Below are 24,111 nucleotides of genomic sequence, written 5' to 3'. Positions count from 1 at the left end.
AGCCCTCAGAACGCGAAGTCCTGAAACACATCGGGCATCTCGCCCTGGGTGGCCTCGGCCTCCTTGGCCTCGTAGGTGGCCTTGTCCCAGAGCTCGAAATGGTTGCCCATGCCCAACAACAGCGTTTCGCGCGTGATGCCGGTGGCCGCACGCAGTTCGGGCGACACGAGGATGCGGCCGGTGCCGTCCATCTCGACGTCCATGGCGTTGCCGAGGAAAACGCGCTTCCACCACTGTGCCGACATCGGCAATGCGGCAATGCGCTCGCGGAATTTCTCCCACTCGGGACGCGGGAACACCATGAGACACCCGTGCGGGTGCTTGGTGATGGTGAGCTGGCCGTTCGCCGTCGCGCTCAGGACGTCACGATGCCGGGTCGGCACGGAGAGCCGCCCCTTGGCATCGAGACTGAGCGATGAAGCGCCTTGAAACACGACCAGGACCTTTGTGTTGGGAAGGGCGCGGCACCCGACAGGGGCACCATCCGCACTTTTTCCCACTTAACTGCACTTTTTTGCACTGTAGCAGGAAACACTTCACGCGCAACTGGTCGTCGGTGGTATTTTTTGTAATGGAATCAACGACTTAGCGCCGATTTCCAAACCTGGAAATCGGCGAATTTCGTTGAAAAAGAAGTACTTAGCTCACGCAATGAATGTAATGCGTGAAGCGCAACCCCGTAACAGGGGGCTGCAAAGCGGGCTTCAGAGGATGAAGCGCGAAAGGTCTTCGTCGTGACTTAGTGCCGCAAGGCGCTCGTCGACGTAAGCGGCATCGATGCGGATGGTCTGTCCGCCGATGCGGGTGGCATCGAAGCTTACCTCATCGAGCAGGCGCTCCATCACGGTCGACAAACGGCGTGCGCCGATGTTCTCGGTGCGCTCGTTCACTTCGAATGCAATGGCCGCCAGGCGGTTGACGCCCTCGGGCGTGAACTCGAGCGTGACGCCTTCGGTGGCAAGCAGCGCCTGGTACTGCTTCACGAGCGAAGCGCGCGTTTGCGTGAGGATGCTTTCGAAGTCCGCCACCGAGAGCGACTGCAGCTCGACGCGAATCGGAAAGCGCCCCTGCAATTCGGGGATCAGATCGCTCGGCTTGCTCAGGTGGAAGGCGCCGCTCGCAATGAAGAGCATGTGGTCGGTGCGCACCACGCCGTACTTGGTGGTCACGGCCGTGCCTTCGACCAGCGGCAGCAGGTCGCGCTGCACGCCCTGGCGCGACACGTCGGAGCCCTGGGCTTCGCTGCGCGTGGCGACCTTGTCGATCTCGTCGATGAAGACGATGCCGTTCTGCTCGGCGTTGGTGATGGCCTGGGTACGGATTTCGTCTTCGTTGACCAGCTTGGCGGCCTCCTCGTCGATCAGCAGGCGCATGGCCTCGGCGATCTTGAGCTTGCGCGTCTTGCGCTTGCCGCCGCCGAGCTGGCCGAACATGCCGCGCAGCTGCTCGGTCATTTCCTCCATGCCCGCCGGGCCCATGATTTCGAGCGGGGCGCGGGTTTCGGCGAGATCGAGTTCGATCTCCTTGTCGTCGAGCTGGTGCTCGCGCAGCTTCTTGCGGAAGGCCTGCCGGGTGGGGTTGGGGCCGTCCAGCGCCGGCGTGGCGCCATCGCCGCCGCGCGCGGGCGGCAGCAGCACGTCGAGAATGCGGTCTTCGGCGGCGTCTTCGGCACGCGCGCGCACCTTGGCACTTTCGGCTTCGCGCGTCTGCTTGACGGCAATCTCGGCCAGGTCGCGAATGATCGAATCGACGTCCTTGCCCACATAGCCCACCTCGGTGAACTTGGTGGCCTCCACCTTGATGAACGGCGCATCAGCCAGCCGCGCGAGGCGGCGCGCGATTTCGGTCTTGCCCACGCCCGTGGGGCCGATCATGAGGATGTTCTTCGGCGTGATCTCGGTGCGAAGCTTCTCTTCGACCTGCTGGCGGCGCCAGCGGTTGCGCAGCGCAATGGCCACGGCACGCTTGGCGGCCGGCTGCCCGACGATGTGGTTGTCGAGCTCGGAGACGATTTCCTGCGGGGTCATGGACATGGCTAGAGCGCTTCCACCGTGTGGTTCATGTTCGTGTAAATGCATATTTCGCCGGCTATCGCGAGCGATTTGCGCACAATTTGCTCAGCGGTCAGGTCCGTGTTGTCGATCAGCGCCTTGGCGGCCGACTGTGCATACGCGCCGCCCGAGCCGATGGCAATCACGCCATCTTCAGGCTCCAGCACGTCGCCGTTGCCGGTGATGATGAGCGAGGTGGTGGCGTCCGCCACGGCCAGCATGGCCTCCAGCTTGCGCAGCACGCGGTCGGTGCGCCAGTCCTTGGTGAGCTCGACCGCGGCGCGGGTCAGGTGGCCCTGGTGCTTTTCCAGCTTGGCCTCGAAGCGCTCGAAGAGCGTGAAGGCGTCGGCCGTGGCGCCGGCAAAGCCAGCCAGCACCTTGCCGTGATAGAGCCGCCGCACCTTGCGCGCCGTGCCCTTGATGACGATATTGCCGAGAGTGACCTGCCCGTCCCCGCCAATGGCGACTTGGTCGCCCTGGGGGGTCTTGCGGCGCACGCTCACGATGGTGGTGCCGTGAAACTGTTCCATCGAAGCCATCTGGGGATGCCCCGGGGCAATGCAACCCCGTCCGGCGCAAGTCGACCGGCCGGAGTCAGTTCTTGCGAGCCGCTACCGTGGCGTGGTCGGCAATGCCCACCAGGTCGAACAGCGCCGCAATCAGGCGGTGGGCGTCCACGAACTGGACCCGCTCGCCCTGGGCGTCGCGGGCGCGCACCCAACTCAGCAGCGTGCCGGCGGCGGCAAGGTCCATGCGCAGCAGCGCCGCACATGAAATGACCGGCGCGGTGGTGTTGCGCAGGTCGACATCCAGCCGCTGCAGGCTCGAATGCGCCTCGCCGCGCAGGTCGCCGGCCAAGGCGGCAAAGCCGCTGTCGGTGGACGGAAAGCTGTCCGATTCGCCGTTGACGGACAACAGCGACCACACGGAGCCGGCGCCCGAGCGGCTCCCCTCCGGCGCCTCGATCGTGGTGCATTCGCCATTCGGGTCTTGCCACGCGGGCGGCGACACCTCGTAGGTGATGCAGTAGTTGAGCGCCACCAGTTCGAAGTCGTCCGGCAGGTTCATCATGCGCAGCGCTGCCAGGTGCAACTGCCACCACACGTCTTCGGTGCTGCGTTCGTTGTTGGGCGTGGCCTCTGCCAGTACGGCAAGCAGTTTGGCCGAGCCGATGAAGCGAAGCTTGACCGGCGAATTCGCCCAGTGGGTGAACAGCACGCGCAATGGAGACACGGCATCGGCCTCGATGGCGGTCAGCGCGCGCCAGTCGAGCGTCCAGATCGGGCCGGCCTGCGACAACGCACGCGTGAGGTTGACCAGCCCATCACGCGACAGGCGAGCGGGGCTGGTCCAGTCGGCAGCCGCCGATGCCAGCTCGGCGTGCTCATTGGCGGCTACCGCCTGCACGTCGCGCGCCAACTCGTCGAGCGGAACCCAGTCGGGTCCCATGCGCTTCATGCGCTGCGCGTAACGCATGCGGGCGGCGGCAAAACGGGTGGCGTCGCCAGTGGCACGGTACAGGTCGAACAAGGCGCGCCAGCGCATCTCGTCGCGCTCGGCGGCGGCGTGGTCGCCTTCGGCACCGGCACTTTCGGAAGCCAGGGCCTGCAGAAGAATCGCCTCGGCGCCGGTGTCGTCGCCATGCGCGAAACGGATCACGGCCTCTTCGAGCGCGCTGTCACGCGCGAGCCGCGCGGTGAGCAACGAGGTGTCGTCGACCGCCGCGCTGCCCGGGATGCTGGCCGAAAAGGGAGCGGCCACGTGGGCCGGAACAGGAGTCTCGGCGGCGGGCGCGGCCCTGAAAGTGGGTGCCGCGAGCAGGCTGGCCACTTCGGCCTCGTCCATGGGCGGAGGCAGCGTCTCGGCGCCGGCTTCGGGCGGCGCGTTGGACAGCACCTCGCCGTTGGGGCCGCGGCCTTTCCACCACTGCTGCGACATCTGCTCTTCGATCTCGTCGATCTTCTTGAGCGTGAGCGCGCGTCCCTCGGACTTTTCGGTGGTGGTGTTCAGGTTGAAGGACGACGGCGTGACCGTTCCTTCGAAGGCATGGGCGGCCGCCTCGCGTTGCCGCAGCTTGCGGAGCATGTCGAACTCGCGCCGGCGCACGAAGTCGTTGCGCTGGCGCCGCTCGATCATTTCCTTGAGCATTTCCCGGCTGTAAGCCTGGTCAGGCAGCGTGGAATCGGCGGCCGCATTCAGCTCCGACCAATCCTTCAGCGGATTGCGGACGAACTTCGCCACCTTGGAAAGGAGGCGGCTCGTTTCTTCCTTAGCCATCTACAGGAATTTCGAGGCGAACTGGGCTTTTGTGATCTTTCCGCTCAGTCCCCGAACATCTTCTGCTTGAGTTCGCGGCGCTGCTGCGCTTCGAGCGAGAGCGTGGCTGTGGGGCGGGCCAGCAGGCGGCCGACGCCGATGGGTTCGCCGGTTTCGTCGCAGTAGCCGTAGTCGCCGGCGTCGATGCGCTGGATCGACTGCTCGATCTTCTTGAGCAGCTTGCGCTCGCGGTCGCGCGTGCGCAGCTCGAGTGCGTGCTCTTCCTCGATGGTCGCGCGGTCGGCCGGATCGGGCACCACCACGGTGTCTTCGCGCAGGTGCTCGGTGGTTTCACCGGCGTTTTCGAGAATGCCGCGCTTGAGCTCGACCAGCTTTAGGCGGAAGAACGCCATCTGCTTTTCGTTCATGTACTCGGAGTCGGGCATGGCGATGACTTCGGCGTCAGTCAACTCGGCGGCCGACTTGGCTTTCCAGTTGTTGGCGAGCTTCGGGTCTTTCTTGACCGCCACGGGAGGCGGCGGCACCAGCGCGTTGGAGGGCGCCTGCGAGAAGGAGGACTTGGCAGCGGTGGAAGCCACCGATTGCGGCATGGAAGGCACGGTCAGCTGCGACAGCCGCGACACGCGGCCACCTCGCGCTGGGGCGGGGGCGGCGGTCTGAGCGGGCATCGAAGGTGTCGCCGTGGCGGAAGAAGAGGCGGCAGCCGTTTTTTTCATTGGTATCGGAGGGGCAGAAGGAACGGCAGCAGTGCGGCCGACAGTTTTGGATGGCGGTAGACCCGCATCTGCAGTTTTGGTTGCACTCCTGGCCGGGGCGGATGCCACCGGCGGCGCAGCAGACTTTGCAGGCTTGACGGGCTTCTTTGCAACGGTCGAGGCCTTGGCCGTTGGCGTTGCTGGCTTCTTTGGAGCGCTTTTTTCTTTCGTGGCCGGAGCTTTTGCGGCGGAAGAGATCTTTCTTGCCGCGGGTACAGCCGGCTTTGCAGCCACCGCTTTCCGGGCGGTGGACTTGGTTGCTGGCATTGCCTTGGCGGCGGGTTTCTTCACGGTGACTGGCTCCTTGAACGAACTGGAACGCGCTTTCACTGGGTGTCTCCTCCCAAGGGAACCGCTGCGGGGTTGAGGCCCCGGGGCTCCGCATTGTCGGAGTGCTCGCAGTGACGAACCCCGGGGTTATACCCCCGAAAGCCCGCCAGAAACTTGCGGCGTCCCGTGCCGAAAGCCACATATCGCTCTTAAAACGAAAGCGTGGCTGCCGGAACAGGCGCGCGATTGTATAGAGAACTCGAAACGGAAGGGAGATGTGCCTGCAAACCGTTTACGTCCGTTAGCATCGCCGGCGTTGCCGGAGGGGGCAACGAAGACCTGCAAAGCCGAACGGGCCACGCCGGTCGATCCGATCATTCATACAAAAGAGAAGAAATCTTGAGCAAGAAAGCAGTTTTGGGCACGCTGGCCGCAGCCATCGCCGTTGCCTATGGTGGCAGCACCTGGTGGGCGGGCTCCAAAGTCAAGTCCAGCTACGAAGCCGCCCTGGAGGAGTTGCCGAAGCAGACCGCGCTGGTGCGCGTGATCGATCGCAAATACGAAAGCGGATTCTTCGGTGCGGTCAGCACCGTGACCTTCGAGTTCGGATGCGCCGCCGACACGGCCGCCGCGCAGGTGCCCGCGGTTGCCAAGCCCGCCGAGCCGGGCGAAGAGGACGACGAAGAAGCCGATGCCGAGAGCGCGCCGTTCAAGCCGGTGCGCATTACCGTGCGCGACACCATTCGCCACGGCCCGATTGCCGGCGGCACGCTGGCCGCGGCCACCATCGACAGCGAACTGGTGCTCGACGTGAAGGCCCAGGCCGAAGCCGAAAAGCTCTTCGGCAAGGCCAAGCCCCTGACCGCCCACACCAAGGTGGCGTTCAACGGCGGCTACGCAACCGACCTGACCGTGGCGCCGATCAAGCTGGCCGAAGAAGGCAAGGGACAGTTCACCTGGCAAGGCGCGCAAATGCGCGCCGAGATGAACGGCGCCCGTACCCAGGTGAACTACAGCCTGGCAATGCCCGGCCTGGACCTGACCGACACGCGCACCGGCGTGACCCTGAAAATGGGCAAGCTGGCCGGCAAGGCCGACATGAACAAGAGCGAAGGCTGGATCCTGGCCACGGGCAAGACCGAGGCCCGGCTGGACAGCTTCGAGTTCTCGGCGCCCAAGGGCCTGGGCGCCAGCGGCAGCGGCAAGCCCCTGCCCGCCGTGCTGCTGCAGAACATCGACATGATTGCCGATGCCAACATCAAGGACGGGCTCTACGAATCGATCGGCACCATCAAGGGCACCGGCAAGGTCGGCGAAACGAAGATCGACAAGTTCGAGATGACCAGCGGCGGACGCCGCATTCACGCGGCCGGCTACAAGAAACTGGCCGACGCGTGGATGCAGTCGGCCGCCATCAACGGCTGCGGCAAGGGCGGCGGCAAAGCCTCCCAGGCCGCCATGCAGGCGCTGATGGACCAGCTCGCCCCGGACCTCAAGGCCATGGCCAAGTACAACCCCGAGCTCGGCCTGGACAAGATGCTGGTCGAGATCGGCGGCAAGCGCGGCGAAATCAGCTACACGGCCGGCTTGGTCGGCGTGACCGACGAAGACCTGCAAGCCCCCGGCATGGCGCTCCTGATGAAGCGCGGCGTGCTGAAGGCCAGCGTGCGGCTGCCGATGCAATGGCTGGAGCAGATTGCCGCCACCGGCGCCGAGAGCGGCCAGCTCCCGCCGCCCGAAATGGTGGCGGGGCTGGTCGAGCAAGGCGAGGGAATGGGCTTCGTCAAGCGCGACGGCACCGACATCACCAGCCAGGTCGAATACAGCGAAGGCAGCCTGAAGATCAACGGCAAGCCGATGGGCGGCATGGGCAAGTAAGCCTCGGCTGAATCGAAAAAAAGGCGCTGCCCTTTCGGGGCAGCGCCTTTTTGTTTGCTTGGCTCAGCGGCGATGCCTGGTCACACCAGGCACTGCTCGAGCCCCTGCTCCAAAATTTCGCGCGGCAGCTCGATGCCGATGAACACCATGCGGCTCTGGCGCGCTTCGTCCTTGCCCCACTCGGGGCCCAGGTCGCTGCCCATCAGCTGATGCACGCCCTGGAAAATCACCTTGCGCTCGGTGCCCTTCATGCTCAGCACGCCCTTGTAGCGCAGCATGCGCGGGCCATAGATGTTGACGATGGCGCCCAGAAAATCCTCGAGCTTGGCCGGGTCGAAGGGGCGGTCGGCCTTGTAGACGAAGCTCTTCACGTCGTCGTCCGTGTGGTGATGGTGGCCGTGCCCTTCGTGCTTGTGCGAAGGGTGGTCGCAATGCTCGCCATGCGCGTGGTCATGGTCGTGATGATCGTGGTCGTCTTCCTTGAGGAAGTCCGGGTCGATGTCCAGCTTGGCGTTCAGGTTGAAGCCGCGCAGGTCGAAAATATCCTTCAGCGGCACGTCGCCGAAATGCGCCTTTTGCTGCGGCGCGCGTGGGTTCATGTGCTTCAGGCGATGAATCAGCGCCTCGGTTTCCTCGGCCGACACCAGCTCGCTTTTGCTGATGAAGATCTGGTCGGCAAAGCCCACCTGGCGGCGCGCTTCCTGGCGGTCGTTGAGCTGCTGCGGCGCATGCTTGGCATCGACCAGCGTCAGGATCGAGTCGAGCAGGTAGCTCTCGGCAATTTCGTCGTCCATGAAGAAGGTCTGCGCCACGGGGCCGGGGTCGGCCAGGCCGGTGGTCTCGATCACCACGCGATCGAAGTCGAGCAGGCCCTGGCGCTTCTTGGCGGCCAGCAGTTGCAGGGCTTCGCGCAGGTCTTCGCGAATGGTGCAGCAGACGCAGCCGTTGCTCATCTGGATGATCTGCTCTTTCGATTCGGTCACGAGAATGTCGCTGTCGATGTTCTCTTCGCCGAACTCGTTCTCGATCACCGCGATCTTCTGGCCGTGGGCCTCCGTCAGGATGCGCTTGAGCAGCGTGGTCTTGCCCGAGCCTAGAAAGCCGGTGAGGATGGTGGCGGGAATGAGGGCCATGGTGTGCTCCGAAGGCGGAAAACTGGGAAGAAGAAAAACTGGAGAGGCAGTTTAGCCAATGCCACTCAGTTGCGTTGGCAGAGGGTCAAGCGGGCTTTCGCACCACCACCAGGCCCTTGAGATATTCGCCCTCGGGGAACTCGATGGTCATTGGGTGATCAGGCGCCGCGCCAAGGCGTTCGCTGATGTAGCCGTCTACTTGCGCATCGATGCCCGCCGAAGCCACGATTTTGTGAAAAAGGTCGGCGCTGATGCCGCCCGAACAAGAAAAAGTCAGCAGCACGCCGCCGGGCTCCAGCAGCTTGAGCGCAAGGCGGTTGATGTCCTTGTAGGCGCGGGCGGCACGCTCGGCATGGGCGGCGGTGGGCGCAAACTTGGGCGGGTCGAGCACGATGGCATCGAAGGTGCGGCCCTGCTCGATGAACTCACGCAGCACGGTGTTGACGTTGGCGTCCAGAAACTCGGTCTTCACGCCTGAATCCTCGCCACCGAAGCCGTTCAGCGCCAGGTTGGCCCGCGCCTTTTCGAGCGCCGGCTGCGACGAATCGACCGACACCAGCTCCGCGCCTTCCATCGCGCCCGCCGCCTGCAGCCCCGCAAGCGCCGCCACGGTAAAGCCGCCGGTGTAGCAAAAGCAGTTGAGCACGCGCTTGAAGCGCCGGTGCTGCGCCAGCTCGGCAAAGCGCTGGCGGCTGTCGCGCTGGTCGAGGTAGAAGCCGGTCTTGTGGCCGGTCGCAATGTCGAGCGAGAGCTTCCAGCCGTGCTCCCGAATCGTGATCTCGGTGGAGCCCTCGCCCCGCAGCCAGCCTGTGACGGGCTTCAGGCCTTCGCGCTCGCGCCCGCTGGCGTCTGAACGCTCATAGAGCTTGTGCAGGCCGGTCGCCTCGAGCAGCGCGTCGGCAATGGCGGCCTTCCAGCGTTCGACGCCGGCCGACAGGAACTGCGCCACCAGCGTGTCGCCATAGCGGTCGACGATGAGGCCCGGCAGGCCATCGGCCTCGCCATGGATCAGCCGCACCCCGTCACTCTGCAGGTCGAAAAGGCCCCTGCCCGCTACCGCACGCGCGCACACCGATGCCAGAAAGGCGGCGTCGATGCGTTGCGTTTCGACAAAGCTCCAGGCCCGCGCACGGATCTTGGAAACAGGGCTGAACGCCGCCCACGCCAGGAAGGCGCCTTCATGCGATTCGACGCGCACCGTTTCGCCGGAATCGGCACCGCCGCGTGCAATGGCGGATTCGAAGATCCAGGGGTGGCGGCGCTGCAGCGAGCGCTCTTTGCCGGGTTTGAGGCGGAGGGTTTTCATTTGTCGGTGTCGTCTTTTTTGGGCTTGGCTCGCGCACTTTTTTCAGCGCGTGCCTGCGCATCCGTGCCTTCCGGGCGGGCCTGCGCGCGCGGATGGGCCGCGTCATAGGCCTTGGCCAGGTGCTGAAAATCCAGCCGGGTATAGATCTGCGTGGTGGCAATGTTGGCATGGCCGAGCAGCTCTTGCACGGCCCGCAAGTCGCTGCTCGACTGCAGCACGTGGCTCGCGAACGAATGCCGCAGCATGTGCGGATGCACCGGTGCCGCGAGGCCGGCCTTCAGGCTGCGCTCGCGCAACAGCTTCCAGACCGCGTGCGAAGACATCCGCAAGCCCTTGGCACTGATAAAAAGCGCCGCGGCGCCTGCCGGGTCTCGCAGCCCGGCCGTCGCCAACGCCGGGCAATCGCCACGCACCGCAAGCCAGTCGCGCACCGCCTCGGCCGTCTTGCTGCCCAGGGGCACGATGCGCCGCTTGCTGCCCTTGCCGAGCACATTGGCCTCCATCGCGTCCAGATCGACCCAGCCGAGCGCCGTGTTGCTGGCGCGCGCATCCAGTCCGGTGAGTTCGCTCACGCGCAGGCCGCAGCCGTAGAGCACTTCGACGATGGCGCCGTCACGGGCTTCGGTCCAGGGGTCTGCCTCGGGGTCGTAGGTTTCGGCGAGCCGCACCGCATCGTCCACCGCCAGCGCCTTGGGCAGCGGCCGAGCGGCCTTGGGCGCATGCACGTCCTGCACGGGGTTGAAGCCCACCAGCCCCTCGTTGCCGAGCCAGCGGTAGAAGCTGCGCCAGCAGGAGAGCACCAGCGCAATGCCGCGCGGCTCGCGGCCCGCGCCGTGCAACTGCGCCATCCAGCGCCGGACGTGCGCCGTTTGCACGCGGTCCAGCGAAAGGCCGGCCTCGGCCGCGTTGGCCGCAAGCGCCTGAAGGTGAATGGCGTAAAGCTCGACCGTGCGCGCCGCCAGTCGGCGCTCCACGCGTACGTGCTCCAGGTACTTTTCGACCCAGCGCGTGTCGGTCGTCTCAGTGGAGGTAGCCATTGAACGCATTGTTCACGACAGCCAAAGGCTCGCGCAATGCGCCCTTGAAAACCATGCCCCAGCGCTGCCAGCAGCGCGTGCTGGCGGCGGCGTACTGAACGTCGAAGTCCTTGTCGAAGCCGGCGGCCCGCACCAGCCGCTCCACGCGCCACAGGTGATAGGGCTCCGACACCACGACCACGCTGCGAATGCCCGCCGCCTGCAGCAGGGGGCGCGACAACGCAAGATTCAGCCGGGTGGAAGTGGAAGCCGGCTCCAGCAGCAGCGGGCCGGCGTAGCCTTGGGCGCGCGCATGCTGCTGCATGACCTCGGCTTCGATGCGGCCGTCTTCCTTGTCGACACCGCCCGAGAGCACCAGTTGCTTCACGCGGCCCGCGTTGGCCAGTGCAATCCCGGCGTCGACCCGGCCGGTCAGGCACGGGTTGGGCTTGCCCCGCAGGTAGGCGCGGTTGCCCAGGATCAGCGCGGCGTCGGCCGTGCGCTGGGGCGGGTTGTCGAGGGTTTCGACCGCGCGTTTCCAAACGATGGCCGCAATGGCCAGGTACGCCAGCAGCCCGCCAAGCAGCACCGTCCACAACACGGGCCGCACGGCCCGCCAGGACCGATGCCGCCCGCTCAAGGCCGCAGCCGGGACAGCGCGCCCGAGGCCAGTTCGGCGATGCGCTCGAGAAAGTCGGTGCCCATTTCGGCGTTGAAGCGCTGTGCGTCCGGCGAGGCCAGCACCAGCAGGCCGAAGGCCGGCGACTCGGCATCGGCGCGCAGCGGAATCAGCGCAATCGACACCGCGCCGGCCGGCTCGGGCAGCCAGTTGGCCGCCTCGAAGCCTGAGTTGAGCCCGCAGTAAGGCGAAGTGAGCGAGGTGGCCAGTGCCTTCACGTCGTCGCTCACCCACTGGGCGTAGGCCTCGTTCAGGTAGTCGGCCTCGCAGTCCCACACCTTGATGGCGGTTTGCGGCACCAAAAACAGCGATTGCAGGTCGACCGCGATGCGGTACGGCAGGCTGCGCGGGTCGCGCGTGGTCAAGAGGCCCTTGGTCCAGCGCTGCAGGCGGTCGGCAATGACCACGTTCTCGGTGCCGTGGCGCACCATGTCCATCAGGCGATGCTCCAGCGCCTTGATCTTTTCGCGCAGCATCTCGGCCTGGCGCTCCTGCAGGCTCACGGCGCGGTTGCCGTGCGGGCTGGTGAGCTGCACCTGCGCCAGCAACTGCGCGTGCCGCTCGAAAAAGTCGGGCGTGTTCGCCAGGTAATTGGCGATGTCGTCTTCGGTGATCGGGTTCATGGCGTCGTCTTTGTTGTTTCTGAAGTTGGTCATGGCAGCTCGGGCACCTCGATGTCCCCCTCGAAAACCGTGGTGGCCGGCCCGGTCATAAGCACGGGGTTGCCCTCGCCCTCCCAGCCGATGGTGAGCACGCCGCCGTGCGTTTGCACGTCGACCCGGTTGTCGAGCAGGCCCAGGCGGATGCCCGCCACCACCGCCGCGCAGGCGCCGGTGCCGCAGGCCAGCGTTTCGCCGGCGCCGCGCTCGAACACCCGCAGCTTGACGTGCGTGCGGTCGACCACCTGCATGAAACCGGCATTCACCCGCTGCGGAAAGCGCGGATGGTGCTCGATTTGCGGGCCCTGCCGCTCCACCGGCGCCGTGTCGACGTTGTCGACCACCTGCACCGCATGCGGGTTGCCCATGGACAGCACCGCGACCGAAACAATGGCCGAATCGGCATGCGTGCCCAGTGCCAGGTGCCAGGTGTGCCACCCGCCGGTGGGCTGCGGGTCGAGGCCCGCGGTGTCGAAGGGCACGCGGGCCGGCTCGAAGATGGGCGGGCCCATGTCGACCGTCACGCGGCCGTCTTCGCTCATGCGCGGCTCGATGATGCCGGCCAGCGTTTCGACGCGCACCATGTCCTTGTCGGTCAGCTGGTGCTCCCGCACAAAGCGCATGAAGCAGCGCGCGCCGTTGCCGCACTGCTCCACCTCACCGCCGTCGGCGTTGTGGATCACGTACTGAAAGTCGATGTCTTCGGCCGCGTCCTTGGAGGGGCGTCGCACCGTAAGGATCTGGTCGGCGCCGACGCCGAAGTGACGGTCGGCCAGAAAGCGGTATTGCGCGGCCGTGAGGCCCAGCGTGCCGCGCGTTTCGTCGAGCACGACAAAATCGTTGCCGGCTCCCTGCATCTTGGTAAAGCGGATTCGCATCGGGGGATTATCGCCACCGGCGCCGCCCTTCGCGCTGAAAGGGCCGCAGGGCACGGCCCTTTCAGTGTGCCTTGCCTCAGCCCTGGATGAACGCCAGCAGGTCGGCGTTCACCTGCGCCGCATGCGTGGTGCAGGTGGCGTGCGGCGCGCCCGCATACACCTTGAGCTGGCTGCCCTCGATCATTTCGGCCGCCAGCTTGCCCGTGGCCTCGAACGGCACGACCTGGTCGTCGTCGCCGTGGATCACGAGCGTTGGCACGTCGATCTTCGCCATGTCGGGGCGGAAGTCGGTCTCGGAGAACGCCGTCACGCAGTCGATCGTGGCCTTGATCGAGGCCTGCAGCGCGATCTGCAGCGTCTGCTTGAACACGCCCTGCGACACCTTCCCGCCCGGGCGGTTGGTGCCGTAGAAAAGCGTGCTGAAGTCGTCGATGAACTGCGGCCGGTCGTCGGCCAGCCCGGCGCGGATGCCTGCGAACACCGAAGCCTCGGGGCCCACGGAATGGTCGGCTGTCTTCATGAAGAGCGGCGTCACGGCGCTGATGAGCGCGAGCTTTGCCACGCGCGCGCTGCCCTTGCGCGCGATGTAGCGCGTGACGTCGCCGCCGCCCATCGAGAAGCCCGCGAGGATCACGTCCTTCAGGTCGAGCGTCTCGATCAGCTCGGCGATATCGTCGGCGAAGGTGTCGTAGTCGTAGCCGGTCCAGGGCTGGCTCGACCGGCCGAAACCGCGGCGATCGAACGCGATGACGCGGTAGCCGCGCTCGGCGAAGAACAGCATTTGCGCGTCCCACATGTCGGCGCTCAGCGGCCAGCCGTGGCTGAACAGAATGGGCTGGCCGCTGCCCCAGTCCTTGTAATAGAGCTCGGTGCCGTCGCGAAGGGTCAGTGTTGTCATGGTTGTTTCCTTGAGGTTGATGAAAGGGTGAAAGGGAAAAGGGAGCGAAAAAAGTCAGGCAGAAGCAGGGTTCGCACCGCTCAGAGCGCCAGGAAGTGATGCACCTCGGGCTTGTCCGGCCCGATGTGAAAGCGCAGCGCCTCGGCCTGCAGGTCGGCGTCGGCGTGCGACACGCGGTGGTGCTGGCGCAGATGCTCGGCCCACGACTCGACGAGGAACCACTCCATCACGCGCTGTGCATCGGCCGTGTGCTCGTGCACGCCCCAGGCGTAGGCACCGTCGCGGCGGCGCTCCAGCGACAGCCGCTTCATCGCCTCGAGGAACGCCGGGCGGTCTTCCTTGCGGATGCGGTACTCGACCTGGACCATCACCGGCCCGCGGTCGTGCGCCACGGGCTCGGCCAGCAGCGGCTCGGGCCAGTGGTTCGAGGCCTGCAGGTCGGCCTCGCCGGCGGGCAGGCGCACGCGATGGAAGACCAGCCCCATCACCACCAGCCCCACCGCGCCCGCCACCAGCGTGACCGGCACGCCGACCTGCTGCGCGACCAGGCCCCAGCCCAGGCTGCCGGCCGCCATCGCGCCGTTGAACACCGTGAGGTACACGGCCAGCCCGCGCCCGCGCACCCAGTTCGGCAGGATCGACTGCGCCACCCCGTTGAGCGTGGTGAGCGCGATGATCCAGCCCAGGCCCAGCACCCCCAGCATCGGCACCGCGAGCCATTGCGGCGGCGCGAAGACCAGCCCGCCCATCACTGCGGCCGTCAGCAGCGAGGCCAGCAGCAGCATGCCGTCGGCATCGAGCCGTTCGCGCAGGCGCGGCATCACCAGTGCGCCGCCGATGGCGCCCGCGCCCACGGCGCCGAGCAGGAAGCCGTAGAAGCCCGCGCTGCCGCCGAGCATCTGGCGCGCCACCAGCGGCAACAACGCCCACACCGAGCTCGCGAACAGGAAGAACACCGCCGCACGCAACAGCACCACGTGCAGCTCCTTGCTGGCCCGCGTGTAGCGAATGCCCGCGCGGAAAGCACCGAGAAAGCTCTCGGAAAGCCCGCTGTCCGTTGCCGCTGGCCGCTTCCACCACAACAGCGCCGCGATCACGAACGCGTAGCTCAGCACGTCGAGCCCGTAGGTGACCGCCGCGCCGAAGCTCGCGAGGATCAACCCGCCCGCCGCCGGCCCGATGGAGCGCGCGATGTTGATGCCCAGCGAGTTCAGCGCCACCGCGCTCTTCAGGTCGCTGCGCGGCACCAGTTCCGGCACGATCGACTGCCAGGTCGGCCCCATCAGTGCCGCGCCGATGCCGCCCACGAAAGTCAGCGCGACCAGGTACTCGACCGTCAGCGAGCCCGTGTGCGACAGCACCAGCAGCATGCCGCTCACTGCCGCCAGCAACACCTGCACGCCGATCAAAAAGCGCCGCCGGTCGAGGATGTCCGACAGCACCCCTGCCGGGATCGCCAGCAAAAAGATCGGCAGCGTGGCCGCCGTCTGGATCAGCGCCACCGCCGTCGGGCTCGCCGACAGGTCGGTCACCAGCCACGAGCTGGCCACGTCGCGCATGAAACTGCCGATGTTGCCGAGCACCGTGGCGGCCCACAGCACCGCGAAGACCGGCTGGCGCAGCGGCGCGAAAGCGCCGGCGGACTTTTGAGGCTCAGTCATCGCGGCGCTCCTTGAGGTCGAGCCAGGCAACGAGCAGGAAGCCGCCGACCAGACCCAGGTGTTCGAAGAAGGAGTTGGCCGCCATGAAGCGCTCGGGCCCCAACGGCATCTCCCAGAAACGCAGTGCGACGAAGGTCGCCATCAGCGTGAAGCCCGCCAGCGCCAGCGCGCCGAGCCAGCGGTAGAAGCCAGTGAGGATGAGCGCCGCGGCGCCCAGCTCCAGCACGATCACCGCCACGGCCAGCGGGCCGGCCGGCGACAGGCCGAAGTGGTTCATCTCGGCGAGGGTGGCGTTGAAATCCATCGCCTTGTTCAGCCCGCCCTGCAGGTAGGCCGCGCAGAGCAGCAGCAAGGCGACCCATCGCACCGCGGGTGAAATTGTCCAGCGCATCGTCGCCATCACACCGCCCAGCAGGCGCAGCCCAGCGCGCCCCAGAAGCTCTTCAGGTCGGCGATGGGCAGCTTGCTGCTCCATGCCGTTGCGTGCTGGTGGCCGTGCACGTTGCAGTCGTTGGCGCAGGCGCACGCCGCTGCGGCGTTGCGCAGCACCTTCTGCAGGGGCGCACCTTCAGCGGTGTCGGCCCAGCCCGCATAGCCCCCGAAAGTGCGCGCAGGCGACCAGTCGGGCATGGCGGGCGGCAGCGTGCCTTCGTCGTGCGCGGCGAACGGGCCGGTGCCGTAGACCACCTTGCCGCCCACCATCGTGAGCAGCGCGGTCGTGTCGGCGATCTCCGATTCGGCGCAGGCGAAGAAATCGCGATCGGGCACCACCAGGTCGGCGAGCTGCCCGGCCTCGATGCGGCCCTTCTTGCCTTGCTCGTTCGAGAACCAGGTGACGTTCTCGGTCCACATGCGCAGCGCGCCTTCGCGGTCCAGGCAATTGCGTTGCGGGTAGAGCTGCATGCCGCCCACCGTCTTGCCCGTGACCAGCCACGACAGCGACACCCACGGGTTGTACGAGGCGACGCGCGTCGCGTCGGTGCCGGCCGACACCTTCAGGCCCTTCTCGAGCATGCGCTTGACCGGCGGCGTGGCCTCGGCCGCGCCGGGGCCGTAGCGCTCGACGAAGTACTCGCCCTGGTAGGCCATGCGGTGCTGCACCGCCACGCCGCCGCCCAGCGCGGCAATGCGGTCCATCGACTTCTCGGAGATCGTCTCGGCGTGGTCGAAGAACCAGTTCAGGCCCGCGAGCGGCGTGTCTTTGTTCACCCGTTCAAACACGTCGAGCGAGCGGCTGATGGTTTCGTCGTAGGTCGCGTGCATGCGCCACGGCCAGCGGTTCTGCGCCAGGATGCGCACCACGCCTTCGAGCTCGCCTTCCATCTCGGGCGCCATGTCGGGGCGCGGCTGGCGGAAGTCCTCGAAGTCGGCGGCCGAAAACACCAGCATCTCGCCCGCGCCGTTGTGGCGGAAGTAGTCGTCGCCCTGCTTGTAGGTGGAGCTGGCCGTCCAGTTCAGGAAGTCTTCCTTCTCGGCCTTGGGCTTCTGCGTGAACAGGTTGTAGGCCAGGCGGATGGTGAGCTGCCCGTCGTCATGCAGCTTCTGGATCACTTCGTAGTCGTCGGGGTAGTTCTGGTTGCCGCCACCCGCGTCGATGGCACCGGTCACGCCCAGGCGGTTGAGCTCGCGCATGAAGTGGCGCGTGGAGTTGAGCTGGTAGTCGAACGGCAGCTTCGGGCCCTTGGCCAGCGTGGCGTAGAGGATGGCCGCGTTCGGCTTGGCCAGCAGCAGGCCGGTCGGGTTGCCGGCGCTGTCGCGCACGATCTCGCCGCCGGGCGGCGCGGGCGTGTCCTGGGTGTAGCCCACCGCGCGCAACGCGGCGCCGTTGAGCAGCGCGCGGTCGTACAGGTGCAGGATGAAAACAGGCGTGTCGGGCGCCACCGCGTTCAGCTCGGCGATGGTGGGCAGGCGCTTCTCGGCGAACTGGTGCTCGGTGAAGCCGCCCACCACGCGCACCCACTGCGGCGCGGGCGTGATCGCCACCTGGCGCTTGAGCATGCCCATCGCATCGGCCAGGCTCTTCACGCCGTCCCAGCGCAGCTCCATGTTGTAGTTGAGCCCGCCGCGAATGATGTGCAGGTGGTTGTCGATCAGCCCCGGCAGCACGCGCTTGCCTTGCAGGTCGATCACGCGGGTGTTGCCGCCCGCGAGCGGCATCACATCTTCGGCGCGGCCCACGCGGGTGAAGCGGCCGTTCTTGATGGCCACCGCGTCGGCCGTGGGGTTGGCGCGGTCCAGCGTGGTGAAGCGGCCGTTGCGCAGGATGAGGTCGGGGGTGGGGTTCAGGGTGTGGGCCATGGTCGATGCGGGTGCGATAGAGGTGGCTGCGAGGGCTCCAAGGGCGCCGAGGAAGTGACGGCGTTGCGGGTCTTGCGAGCTCATGCGTCGCTCCGCTCGGACGGGCGGGCGGCGACGGTCTTCACCGCCTCGGGCTGCACGCAGGTCGGCAGCTCGCCGAACACGTGCGGCTTGACCTGGTGCTGCAGCCACGAGGTGGCGGCCGGCCGGTCGAACACCTGCCGCACCAGCGACGGGATCTGCTCGCCGAGCAGGATCCCGAGGAGCCCCACCAGGGCGATCACCGGCGGCGCCGGCGAGCGCACCTGGAAGAGCGCGTAGATCACGCCGACCAGAAGGCCGAGTGCGAGGGAAATGACATAAGTCTTCATGGCGGGCACTTCTTGTCTTCGTTGAAGCGATCAGCCTTCGTGGGCGCCGAACATCGTCTTCGCGTAGGTCACGCCCAGACCGTACGCACCGCCCACCTTCTTCGCGATGCCGGTGGTCAGCTCGTAGGTGTCGCCGCGGGCCCAGTCGCGCTGCAGCTCGAGCAGGTATTGCAGCGAGGTCATCGGCCGAGCGCCGGCCTGCACCATGCGGTCCATCGAGCGGTTGTGCGCCTCGGTGGACACGTCGCCGCAGGCGTCGGCGATCACGTACACCTCAAAGCCCTGGTCGAGCGCCGACAGCGCCGGGCCCACGATGCACACGCTGGTCCACAGGCCGGCCAGCACGATGCGCGGCTTGCCGATTTCGTTCACGCGGTCGATCACGGCAGCGTCTTCCCAGGTGTTCATCGAGGTGCGGTCGAGCATCTTCTGGCCCGGAAAGGCGTCGGTGATCTCGCTGAACATCGGGCCCGAGAAGCTCTTTTCGGCCACCGTCGTCAGGATGGTCGGCACCTTGAAGCCGGCCGCCGCCTGCGCCACCAGCGCGGCGTTGTTGCGCAGGTTCACCGCGTCGATCGAGTGCGTGGCAAAGGCCATCTGCGACTGGAAGTCGATCATGACCAGCGTGTGGTCGGTGGGGGTAAGCAGCTTGGAACCGGCGGTCGGGGTGGCTTTGATGGACATGAAAATACTCCTTTTGTTTGAATAGATGATCGATTGGATTCACAATTGCTTTCGGAGGAAATCTCCTTGGCATGGGCTGAATCATCGAGCCCCGAGCATCCGTCATCAACGAAACTTTTCACACCTAATGATCGAAGTTTTCGATCATTCCTTTTTGCAAGGAACCGCCGCGTGCTCAAACTCAGCCTGGAAGCCATCGAGGTCGTCGACGCCATTGCGCGCCACGGCTCCTTCGCGGCCGCCGCCACACGCCTGAACAAGGTGCCCTCCACCATCTCGTACGCGGTCAGCAAGCTCGAGGAGCAACTCGGCATGCTGCTGTTCGAGCGCAACGGCCCGCGTGTCACGCTCACCGCCGTCGGCGACGAAATGCTCAAGGAAGGACGCTGGCTGCTGAGCGCCGCGAACGACCTCGAATCGCGCATGCGCCAGATCGCCACCGGCTACGAATCCGAACTGCGGCTCGTGCACGATTCGCTCATTCCGACCGAGGCGCTCATCGACGACATCCGCGCCTTTGAAGACCTGCGTTGCGGCACGCGGCTGCGCGTCGGCTGCGAGGCGCTCACCGGCAGCTGGGAGGCGCTGCGCGAGGGGCGCGCCGACGTCGTCATCGCCGCGGGCGAAGGCCCCGCCGGCGGCGGCTACCAGGCCGCGACCGTAGGCAGCCTCGAATTCGCGTTCTGCGTCGCGCCCACGCACCCGCTTACGCGGCTGGGCCGGCCGCTGCAGCGCGGCGACCTGCTCGACTGCAATGCCATCGTGGTGGGCGACTCGGCCCGCACGCTGTCGGACCGCACCGTCGGCCTGCTCGCCGGGCAGCCCCGCATCACCGTGCCTTCGATGGCTGCGAAGGTCGCCTGCCAGGTGGCCGGGCTGGGCCACGGATTCCTGCCGCGCGCCTGCATCGCGAATGAACTGAAACGCGGCACGCTGGTGGAACTATCGACCGAAGAGCCCCGCGCGCCCGAGGCGTTCTGGCTCGCATGGAAGACCGGCGCACAGGGACAGGCGCTGCGCTGGTGGCGCGAGCGGATGAACCGCACGCTGGTGCCGGCGCTTCTGCCGCGGTCGTTCTTGTAAGGAGAGGTGCGGCGCGCCCGGGCCGGGTCGTTCAGCCCGCCGCGCGCAACTTGTCCAGCGCCCGGTCCAGAAACCCCAACCGGTCTTGCCCCCAGAACCGCTCGCCGTTCAGGATGAACGTCGGCGCGCCGAACACGCCAGCCTCTACGGCCGCGGCGCTGTTGGCGCGGTAGATGGCCAGCGTTTCGGCCGCCTGCTCCAGCGCCTGCAGCGAGGCGCCGGCATAGCCGTTTTCATCAGCCACCGCGATGCGCACCGCCGCTTCGGAGGTGTCGCGCTCTTCCGCCCACAGCGCGCGCAGCAGCGCATGCGAGAGCGGCTGCGCGTCGAGCCCCTTCAGCTGTGCGGCAATCACCATCCAGCCCGGGTACTTGTTCCAATGGGGGTCGACCGGCGCGCCCTTGGGGTAGTACGCCGGCTCCAGGTTGAGCGGCATGCCCAGGTAGTCGCGCCAGCGCGCCAGTTCGAGCGCGTGGTACGTGCGGCGCGGCTCGGGCCGGGTCTTCAGCGGAATGCCCCCGGTTTGCGGCACCACTGCCTGAAAGTCGTAGGGCTTGAGCGTGAGCCGCACATGGTGCCGGCGCACGATGTCCTGCAGCTGAGGGCCGCCCAGGTAGGCCCAGGGCGAGGAAAGGCTGTAGTAGCAGTCCAGCGCGATGGGCGCAGCGGAGGAAGTGAAGGTGCTGGTCTTCGTCGTCATCGCCGGATTACTGGGCCAACGCCAGGTGAACTCCCTCAGCCGCAGCGCGCGGCAACCACCAGGCCTTGCGGGTCGAGGTCGACATTGAGCCGTGCCGGATCGGCCGGCGCCGGCAGCGGCGTGCCTGCCGCCGAGGTGCGGGCCGACTTGGACCCCGTGCGGGTGCGCATTTCTTCGAGCAGCGGCGGGTTGAGCGGCCGGCCGAGCGCGTAGCGTGCCTGCGTGGCCTGGCAGGCCTCCTCGGCGGGCACGGTCACGAAGCTCGGCGGTGGCGGCGCCTCGGAAGTGAGCGGGCGGAATTCAGGCTGCGACTGGCAGCCGGCAATGAACAGCGTTGCCGCGCCAAGGGCCGCCGCCATGGCGCCGCGCGCCTGCGTGGAAGAGATGAAACCGGTTTGCTGAGGCATGGGCATGGTGTGTGTCGCTTCTTTCAACGGATCGTATCGCCGATGGTGGTCAAGTCCACCCGCAATGATCAACCTGAATCGTTTCGTGATCTGTGCCGGCTGATGCTACGACTGCACATCAGCGCAATCTGCGGAACTGTTGCAGGATCTCTTCCCGTCGGACTCGACGCCTGAACGCTGTGCGGCGGTCGAACAATCCGGCGAGAAGTTGCTGACAGCGCACCGCCCGAAGTGGCAATCGCCCTGCGCCTGCAACGGTTGGGCGCCGCCACTGCCATGCAGGGGACCGTGAGTCGGATAATTCGCTGATGAAACTCCACGTCGCGCAGCCGCACCCCGAGGTGAGCGCATGGGTTTCAATGGCTGTGCACCTCTCATTCGACAGCCCGGGCACACAACCGGTGCCCTGCCACTTTCCCGCTCTGGTCGAGGGCGGGCTCGTTGTGGTGCTCGAGGGCCGGTTCTTTGTCAAGGAACCGTCGGGTGTGTTCGCCTCTCTTCCTGCCGGGTTCGTGGGCAGTGCCCGCGCCGTGCCGCTCACGCTCTATCGCACGCCGCGGCTGAGCTATGCCGGGCTGCGGCTGCAGCCGACCGGGACGCTGGGGCTGCTGCAATCGAGCCCGCTGTCCCTGCCGCACCAATTTGCCAATGCGGCGGATGTCTTCGGCCGAGCGTGGCCGCAGCTGGTGGAGCGCATCAGGGCAGAGACCATCCCGGAGAGGCGCTTGGCGTTCTTGTTGAGGTTCGCGCGCGAGCGCCTTCGCGAGGAAGTGCATCTTCAGCGCGTGCGCCGCGCCGCTCTGCTGCAGCAGGTTGCCCTGCGGGCAGCAACTCCCGAGGATGCCCTGGGCCTCTCCGTGCGGCAGTTCGAGCGAGTGTTCGCCGGAACCTTCGGCCTGACGCCGAAGCTGTTCCAGCGCGTGGCCCGCGTGGAAGGATTGCTGCGTGATGCCCTTGCCACAGGCGCGACGGACGCAGGACTCGCATTGCGGCATGGCTACTATGACCAATCGCACATGGCGCGCGACCTGCGCATGTTGGCCGGCGCTTCGCTGGGCACGCTGATCGAAGCCGCTCGCCAGCAGGACTCGGAAAACTGGGCGCTCGCGGTTGGCATGGCGCAGTGATCGTCGCGCACAGGCCGATGTCGCATTTTTCCTATCGGCCGCCGAGTGGGCCCCATAGGATGCCCAGCCATGTCACCGAAGAATGCAGCGCTCATCCTTTTCATCCTGGCCTTTGTCGGCTTGGTTGTCCCTTGGTACTTCAATGTCGCGTTCCTCTTAGCCGGCGGCAGTTTCGCACCGGCGCCTTTTATTGCCGCTGTTTCGGCCAACAAGTTGGTCGCAGGCATCACTTGGGACGTCTACCTCGCTGCCGCGGCGTTCTCGGTTTGGCTGCTTCAAGATGCATCGGCAGCGGGCGTTCGTCGGCCGTGGGCCTATGTCGCGCTGACATTCGTGGTTGGACTGGCTTTCACTTTGCCGCTGTACTTGGCGATGCGAAAGGTGGTGCGATGAAACGCGGACTGCCGCCCCGAAGCGGATTTCAACTCTGCTCTAGAGCGACTGCTGCGGGGTGACTTCAAGGGGCAGTTGTCTCCCGGCGTGCCGAGAGGCCTGGGCAAGAACTACAGCGGTCTGAACGCAATGATGCGCGAGGCGTGGGCGGTAGTCGGCCAGCTGTTTTACTGGACGTTAAGGCCGATCAGTTTTTCGATGCGGGCGAAGTGCTTGTCGTCCGAGGCGTTTACGACGGCACTGCCAGGAAGAGCGGCAAAGCGCTGCGCGCCCCGTCCGCTCATTTTTGGCAGTACGACGGTATGCAGTTTTCGCAGCTGCAGCAGATTACCGATACAGGCTTAGGGCGCGACGCAACAGACTGAACGCGCGCGTTGGCCCACGCCCTTGATATTCAGCCGAAGCACCGGTGATCCGACGGGCGGCGGAATAACTATCGGCTAGCCTGGTTGCCACCCGTCAAGACACAGCTCCATAGACCAGATTCTTGTACAACATCCGTGTGTGAATCCGGTTGGAGGGACATTGCGCCATCAGCACGCCGACCAGCTGCTCGCGCGGGTCGAGCCAGAAGCTCGTTCCCCAGACGCCGGCCCACATTGCATCGCCCACGCTGCCAGGCGTCCAGCCCACGCCGTCGTACAGGCGAACGCCCCATCCCAGTCCGAAGCCGTATCCCGGGCCAGTGGTCGCATTGGGCACCCCGGCCTTGCCGATCAGATGGTCGGACAGCATGAATTCGACCGTCTTGCGCGACAGGTATCGGGTCTGGCCGTCGGTTCCACCGTTCAGGACCATCTGCGCGAACTTCAGGTAGTCCGCGCCCGTACCCACCAATCCGGCGCCGCCTTTGAGGTAGGTGCGTGGCGCCGGGTCGGTGTCGTGGCGGTAGGCGCGCAGCATCGACGCCTTCTGCGCGTCACTTTCCAGCGCCTCTGCCAGACGACTGCGTTTGGCCGGTGGCACCCACCAGGCGGTGTCGGTCATTCCCAACGGGCCGATCAGCATCTCCTGCATCAGCACGTCCAGACGTTTTTTGGTGGCGCGCTCCAACAGCAAGCCCAGCACGTCGGTAGCAATCGAATAGAACCAAGTCGTGCCTGGCTGGTACGCCAGTGGGATGGTGCCCAGGCGTTTGAGCATCTCGTCGCCGGTGATGTCGGTCTCCAGCGATTCGATACCCAAGTCTGCGTACATCTTGCCGATGCGCGGCGACGGGCTGGCTGGGCCATAGACGAAGCCTGCCGTATGCATGAGCAGGTCTTGCACGGTGATTGGACGAGACAGCGGCACGTCACCCGCCGGCGTCTCGACCTTCAGATTATTGAGCTCGGGCAGCCAGTTCGTGACCGGGTCGTTGAGCTTCAGCACACCCTGCTCCGTCAGCATCATTGTGGCGACGGAGGTCAATGGCTTGGTCATGGAGGCGAGGCGGAAAATGGCGTCGCGCGGCATGGGCTTGGTCTTGGCAGCGTCGAGGAAGCCGACCGCCTCATGGTGCACCAGCTTTCCCTCGTGCGAGACAAGGGACACCGCGCCTGGAAAAGTGCCGACGCCGACCTGCGCGTTCAGAGCCGGAGCGATGCG

25 protein-coding genes are annotated in these 24,111 nt (G+C 66.3%); 5 read left to right on the top strand and 20 right to left on the bottom strand.

Annotated features, from left to right (window positions below):
* Positions 1–5: 5 nt before the first annotated feature.
* The 5 genes from mraZ to dksA all read right to left on the bottom strand — a co-directional run bounded on the left by mraZ (position 6) and on the right by dksA (position 4,996).
* Positions 6–434 carry a division/cell wall cluster transcriptional repressor MraZ gene (mraZ, locus tag EJI00_RS12945; RefSeq protein ID WP_126747920.1) on the bottom strand — a complete coding sequence of 143 codons (429 nt, stop codon included), beginning with the start codon at positions 432–434 and terminating at the stop codon, positions 6–8.
* Between the two features lie 270 nt (positions 435–704).
* Entirely contained in the window at positions 705–2,033 is a 1,329-nt protein-coding gene (gene hslU / locus EJI00_RS12940) for an ATP-dependent protease ATPase subunit HslU (RefSeq protein WP_126747919.1), read from the bottom strand.
* A 2-nt stretch (positions 2,034–2,035) separates the two neighbouring features.
* Positions 2,036–2,581: an ATP-dependent protease subunit HslV gene (gene hslV / locus EJI00_RS12935; RefSeq protein ID WP_026283873.1), complete on the bottom strand. Its 546-nt coding sequence runs from the start codon at positions 2,579–2,581 to the stop codon at positions 2,036–2,038.
* A gap of 64 nt (positions 2,582–2,645) precedes the next feature.
* The gene (locus EJI00_RS12930) at positions 2,646–4,328 is read right to left on the bottom strand and encodes an STAS domain-containing protein (protein WP_126747918.1); all 1,683 of its coding nucleotides are present in this window, start codon (positions 4,326–4,328) and stop codon (positions 2,646–2,648) included.
* 44 nt (positions 4,329–4,372) lie between these two features.
* Positions 4,373–4,996: an RNA polymerase-binding protein DksA gene (dksA, locus tag EJI00_RS25590; protein WP_012746056.1), complete on the bottom strand. Its 624-nt coding sequence runs from the start codon at positions 4,994–4,996 to the stop codon at positions 4,373–4,375.
* A 13-nt stretch (positions 4,997–5,009) separates the two neighbouring features.
* Between dksA and EJI00_RS25585 the strand changes: the two genes are divergently transcribed.
* Together EJI00_RS25585 and EJI00_RS12915 are read left to right on the top strand one after the other, a co-directional pair.
* Complete coding sequence (locus EJI00_RS25585; RefSeq protein ID WP_126747917.1) at positions 5,010–5,450, top strand: hypothetical protein; 441 nt, start codon at positions 5,010–5,012, stop codon at positions 5,448–5,450.
* A gap of 302 nt (positions 5,451–5,752) precedes the next feature.
* Positions 5,753–7,231, top strand: a complete 1,479-nt coding sequence (locus tag EJI00_RS12915; RefSeq protein WP_260590706.1) for a YdgA family protein — start codon at positions 5,753–5,755, stop codon at positions 7,229–7,231.
* An 80-nt stretch (positions 7,232–7,311) separates the two neighbouring features.
* Here EJI00_RS12915 and EJI00_RS12910 read toward each other — a convergent pair whose 3' ends face one another.
* From EJI00_RS12910 to EJI00_RS12855, 12 genes are all read right to left on the bottom strand, one after another.
* Entirely contained in the window at positions 7,312–8,364 is a 1,053-nt protein-coding gene (locus tag EJI00_RS12910) for a CobW family GTP-binding protein (protein WP_126747916.1), read from the bottom strand.
* An 85-nt stretch (positions 8,365–8,449) separates the two neighbouring features.
* Positions 8,450–9,670 (bottom strand): class I SAM-dependent rRNA methyltransferase, encoded by a 1,221-nt coding sequence (locus EJI00_RS12905; protein ID WP_126747915.1) that lies wholly within the window; start codon positions 9,668–9,670, stop codon positions 8,450–8,452.
* Positions 9,667–10,707, bottom strand: a complete 1,041-nt coding sequence (locus EJI00_RS12900; protein WP_126747914.1) for a tyrosine recombinase XerC — start codon at positions 10,705–10,707, stop codon at positions 9,667–9,669. Before EJI00_RS12900 ends, EJI00_RS12905 begins: the two co-directional genes overlap by 4 nt.
* Positions 10,691–11,296, bottom strand: a complete 606-nt coding sequence (locus EJI00_RS12895) for a YdcF family protein (RefSeq protein WP_126747913.1) — start codon at positions 11,294–11,296, stop codon at positions 10,691–10,693. Before EJI00_RS12895 ends, EJI00_RS12900 begins: the two co-directional genes overlap by 17 nt.
* Positions 11,297–11,322: 26 nt before the next feature.
* On the bottom strand, positions 11,323–12,021 hold the full coding sequence (locus EJI00_RS12890; protein WP_126747912.1) for a DUF484 family protein: 699 nt from the start codon (positions 12,019–12,021) through the stop codon (positions 11,323–11,325).
* Complete coding sequence (gene dapF / locus EJI00_RS12885; protein ID WP_126747911.1) at positions 12,018–12,902, bottom strand: diaminopimelate epimerase; 885 nt, start codon at positions 12,900–12,902, stop codon at positions 12,018–12,020. Before dapF ends, EJI00_RS12890 begins: the two co-directional genes overlap by 4 nt.
* 76 nt (positions 12,903–12,978) lie before the next feature.
* On the bottom strand, positions 12,979–13,800 hold the full coding sequence (locus tag EJI00_RS12880) for an alpha/beta fold hydrolase (protein WP_126747910.1): 822 nt from the start codon (positions 13,798–13,800) through the stop codon (positions 12,979–12,981).
* Between the two features lie 80 nt (positions 13,801–13,880).
* Positions 13,881–15,461, bottom strand: coding sequence for an MFS transporter (locus EJI00_RS12875; protein WP_126747909.1), 1,581 nt, complete (start codon positions 15,459–15,461; stop codon positions 13,881–13,883).
* Positions 15,454–15,852: a DoxX family protein gene (locus tag EJI00_RS12870; protein ID WP_126747908.1), complete on the bottom strand. Its 399-nt coding sequence runs from the start codon at positions 15,850–15,852 to the stop codon at positions 15,454–15,456. Before EJI00_RS12870 ends, EJI00_RS12875 begins: the two co-directional genes overlap by 8 nt.
* An 8-nt stretch (positions 15,853–15,860) precedes the next feature.
* A complete protein-coding gene (locus EJI00_RS12865) occupies positions 15,861–17,759 on the bottom strand; it encodes an amidohydrolase (RefSeq protein ID WP_221885039.1) in 1,899 nt (632 codons plus the stop codon).
* Between the two features lie 80 nt (positions 17,760–17,839).
* Entirely contained in the window at positions 17,840–18,130 is a 291-nt protein-coding gene (locus EJI00_RS12860; protein WP_126747906.1) for a DUF1427 family protein, read from the bottom strand.
* A gap of 30 nt (positions 18,131–18,160) precedes the next feature.
* Positions 18,161–18,814 carry a hydrolase gene (locus tag EJI00_RS12855; protein WP_126747905.1) on the bottom strand — a complete coding sequence of 218 codons (654 nt, stop codon included), beginning with the start codon at positions 18,812–18,814 and terminating at the stop codon, positions 18,161–18,163.
* A gap of 171 nt (positions 18,815–18,985) precedes the next feature.
* Between EJI00_RS12855 and EJI00_RS12850 the strand changes: the two genes are divergently transcribed.
* Positions 18,986–19,897, top strand: coding sequence for a LysR family transcriptional regulator (locus EJI00_RS12850; protein WP_126747904.1), 912 nt, complete (start codon positions 18,986–18,988; stop codon positions 19,895–19,897).
* Positions 19,898–19,928: 31 nt separating this feature from the next.
* Here EJI00_RS12850 and EJI00_RS12845 read toward each other — a convergent pair whose 3' ends face one another.
* Positions 19,929–20,597, bottom strand: coding sequence for a 2-hydroxychromene-2-carboxylate isomerase (locus tag EJI00_RS12845; RefSeq protein ID WP_126747903.1), 669 nt, complete (start codon positions 20,595–20,597; stop codon positions 19,929–19,931).
* Positions 20,598–20,632: 35 nt separating this feature from the next.
* Complete coding sequence (locus EJI00_RS12840; protein WP_260590705.1) at positions 20,633–21,010, bottom strand: I78 family peptidase inhibitor; 378 nt, start codon at positions 21,008–21,010, stop codon at positions 20,633–20,635.
* Between the two features lie 302 nt (positions 21,011–21,312).
* Here EJI00_RS12840 and EJI00_RS12835 point away from each other — a divergent pair, with 302 nt between their 5' ends.
* Both EJI00_RS12835 and EJI00_RS12830 read left to right on the top strand, forming a co-directional pair.
* Complete coding sequence (locus tag EJI00_RS12835; protein ID WP_126747902.1) at positions 21,313–22,131, top strand: helix-turn-helix domain-containing protein; 819 nt, start codon at positions 21,313–21,315, stop codon at positions 22,129–22,131.
* Positions 22,132–22,200: 69 nt separating this feature from the next.
* Complete coding sequence (locus EJI00_RS12830; RefSeq protein ID WP_126747901.1) at positions 22,201–22,524, top strand: DUF2834 domain-containing protein; 324 nt, start codon at positions 22,201–22,203, stop codon at positions 22,522–22,524.
* Between the two features lie 459 nt (positions 22,525–22,983).
* Here the strand turns inward: EJI00_RS12830 and EJI00_RS12825 are convergent.
* Positions 22,984–24,111: serine hydrolase domain-containing protein (locus EJI00_RS12825; RefSeq protein ID WP_148110635.1), on the bottom strand; the 1,128-nt coding region annotated here is incomplete at its 5' end.

The organism is Variovorax sp. DXTD-1 (assembly GCF_003984625.1).
Taxonomy (GTDB): Bacteria; Pseudomonadota; Gammaproteobacteria; order Burkholderiales; family Burkholderiaceae_C; genus Variovorax.
The sequence above is the reverse complement of the archived record's forward strand: the minus strand, read 5'-3'. Positions and strand labels throughout refer to the sequence as shown.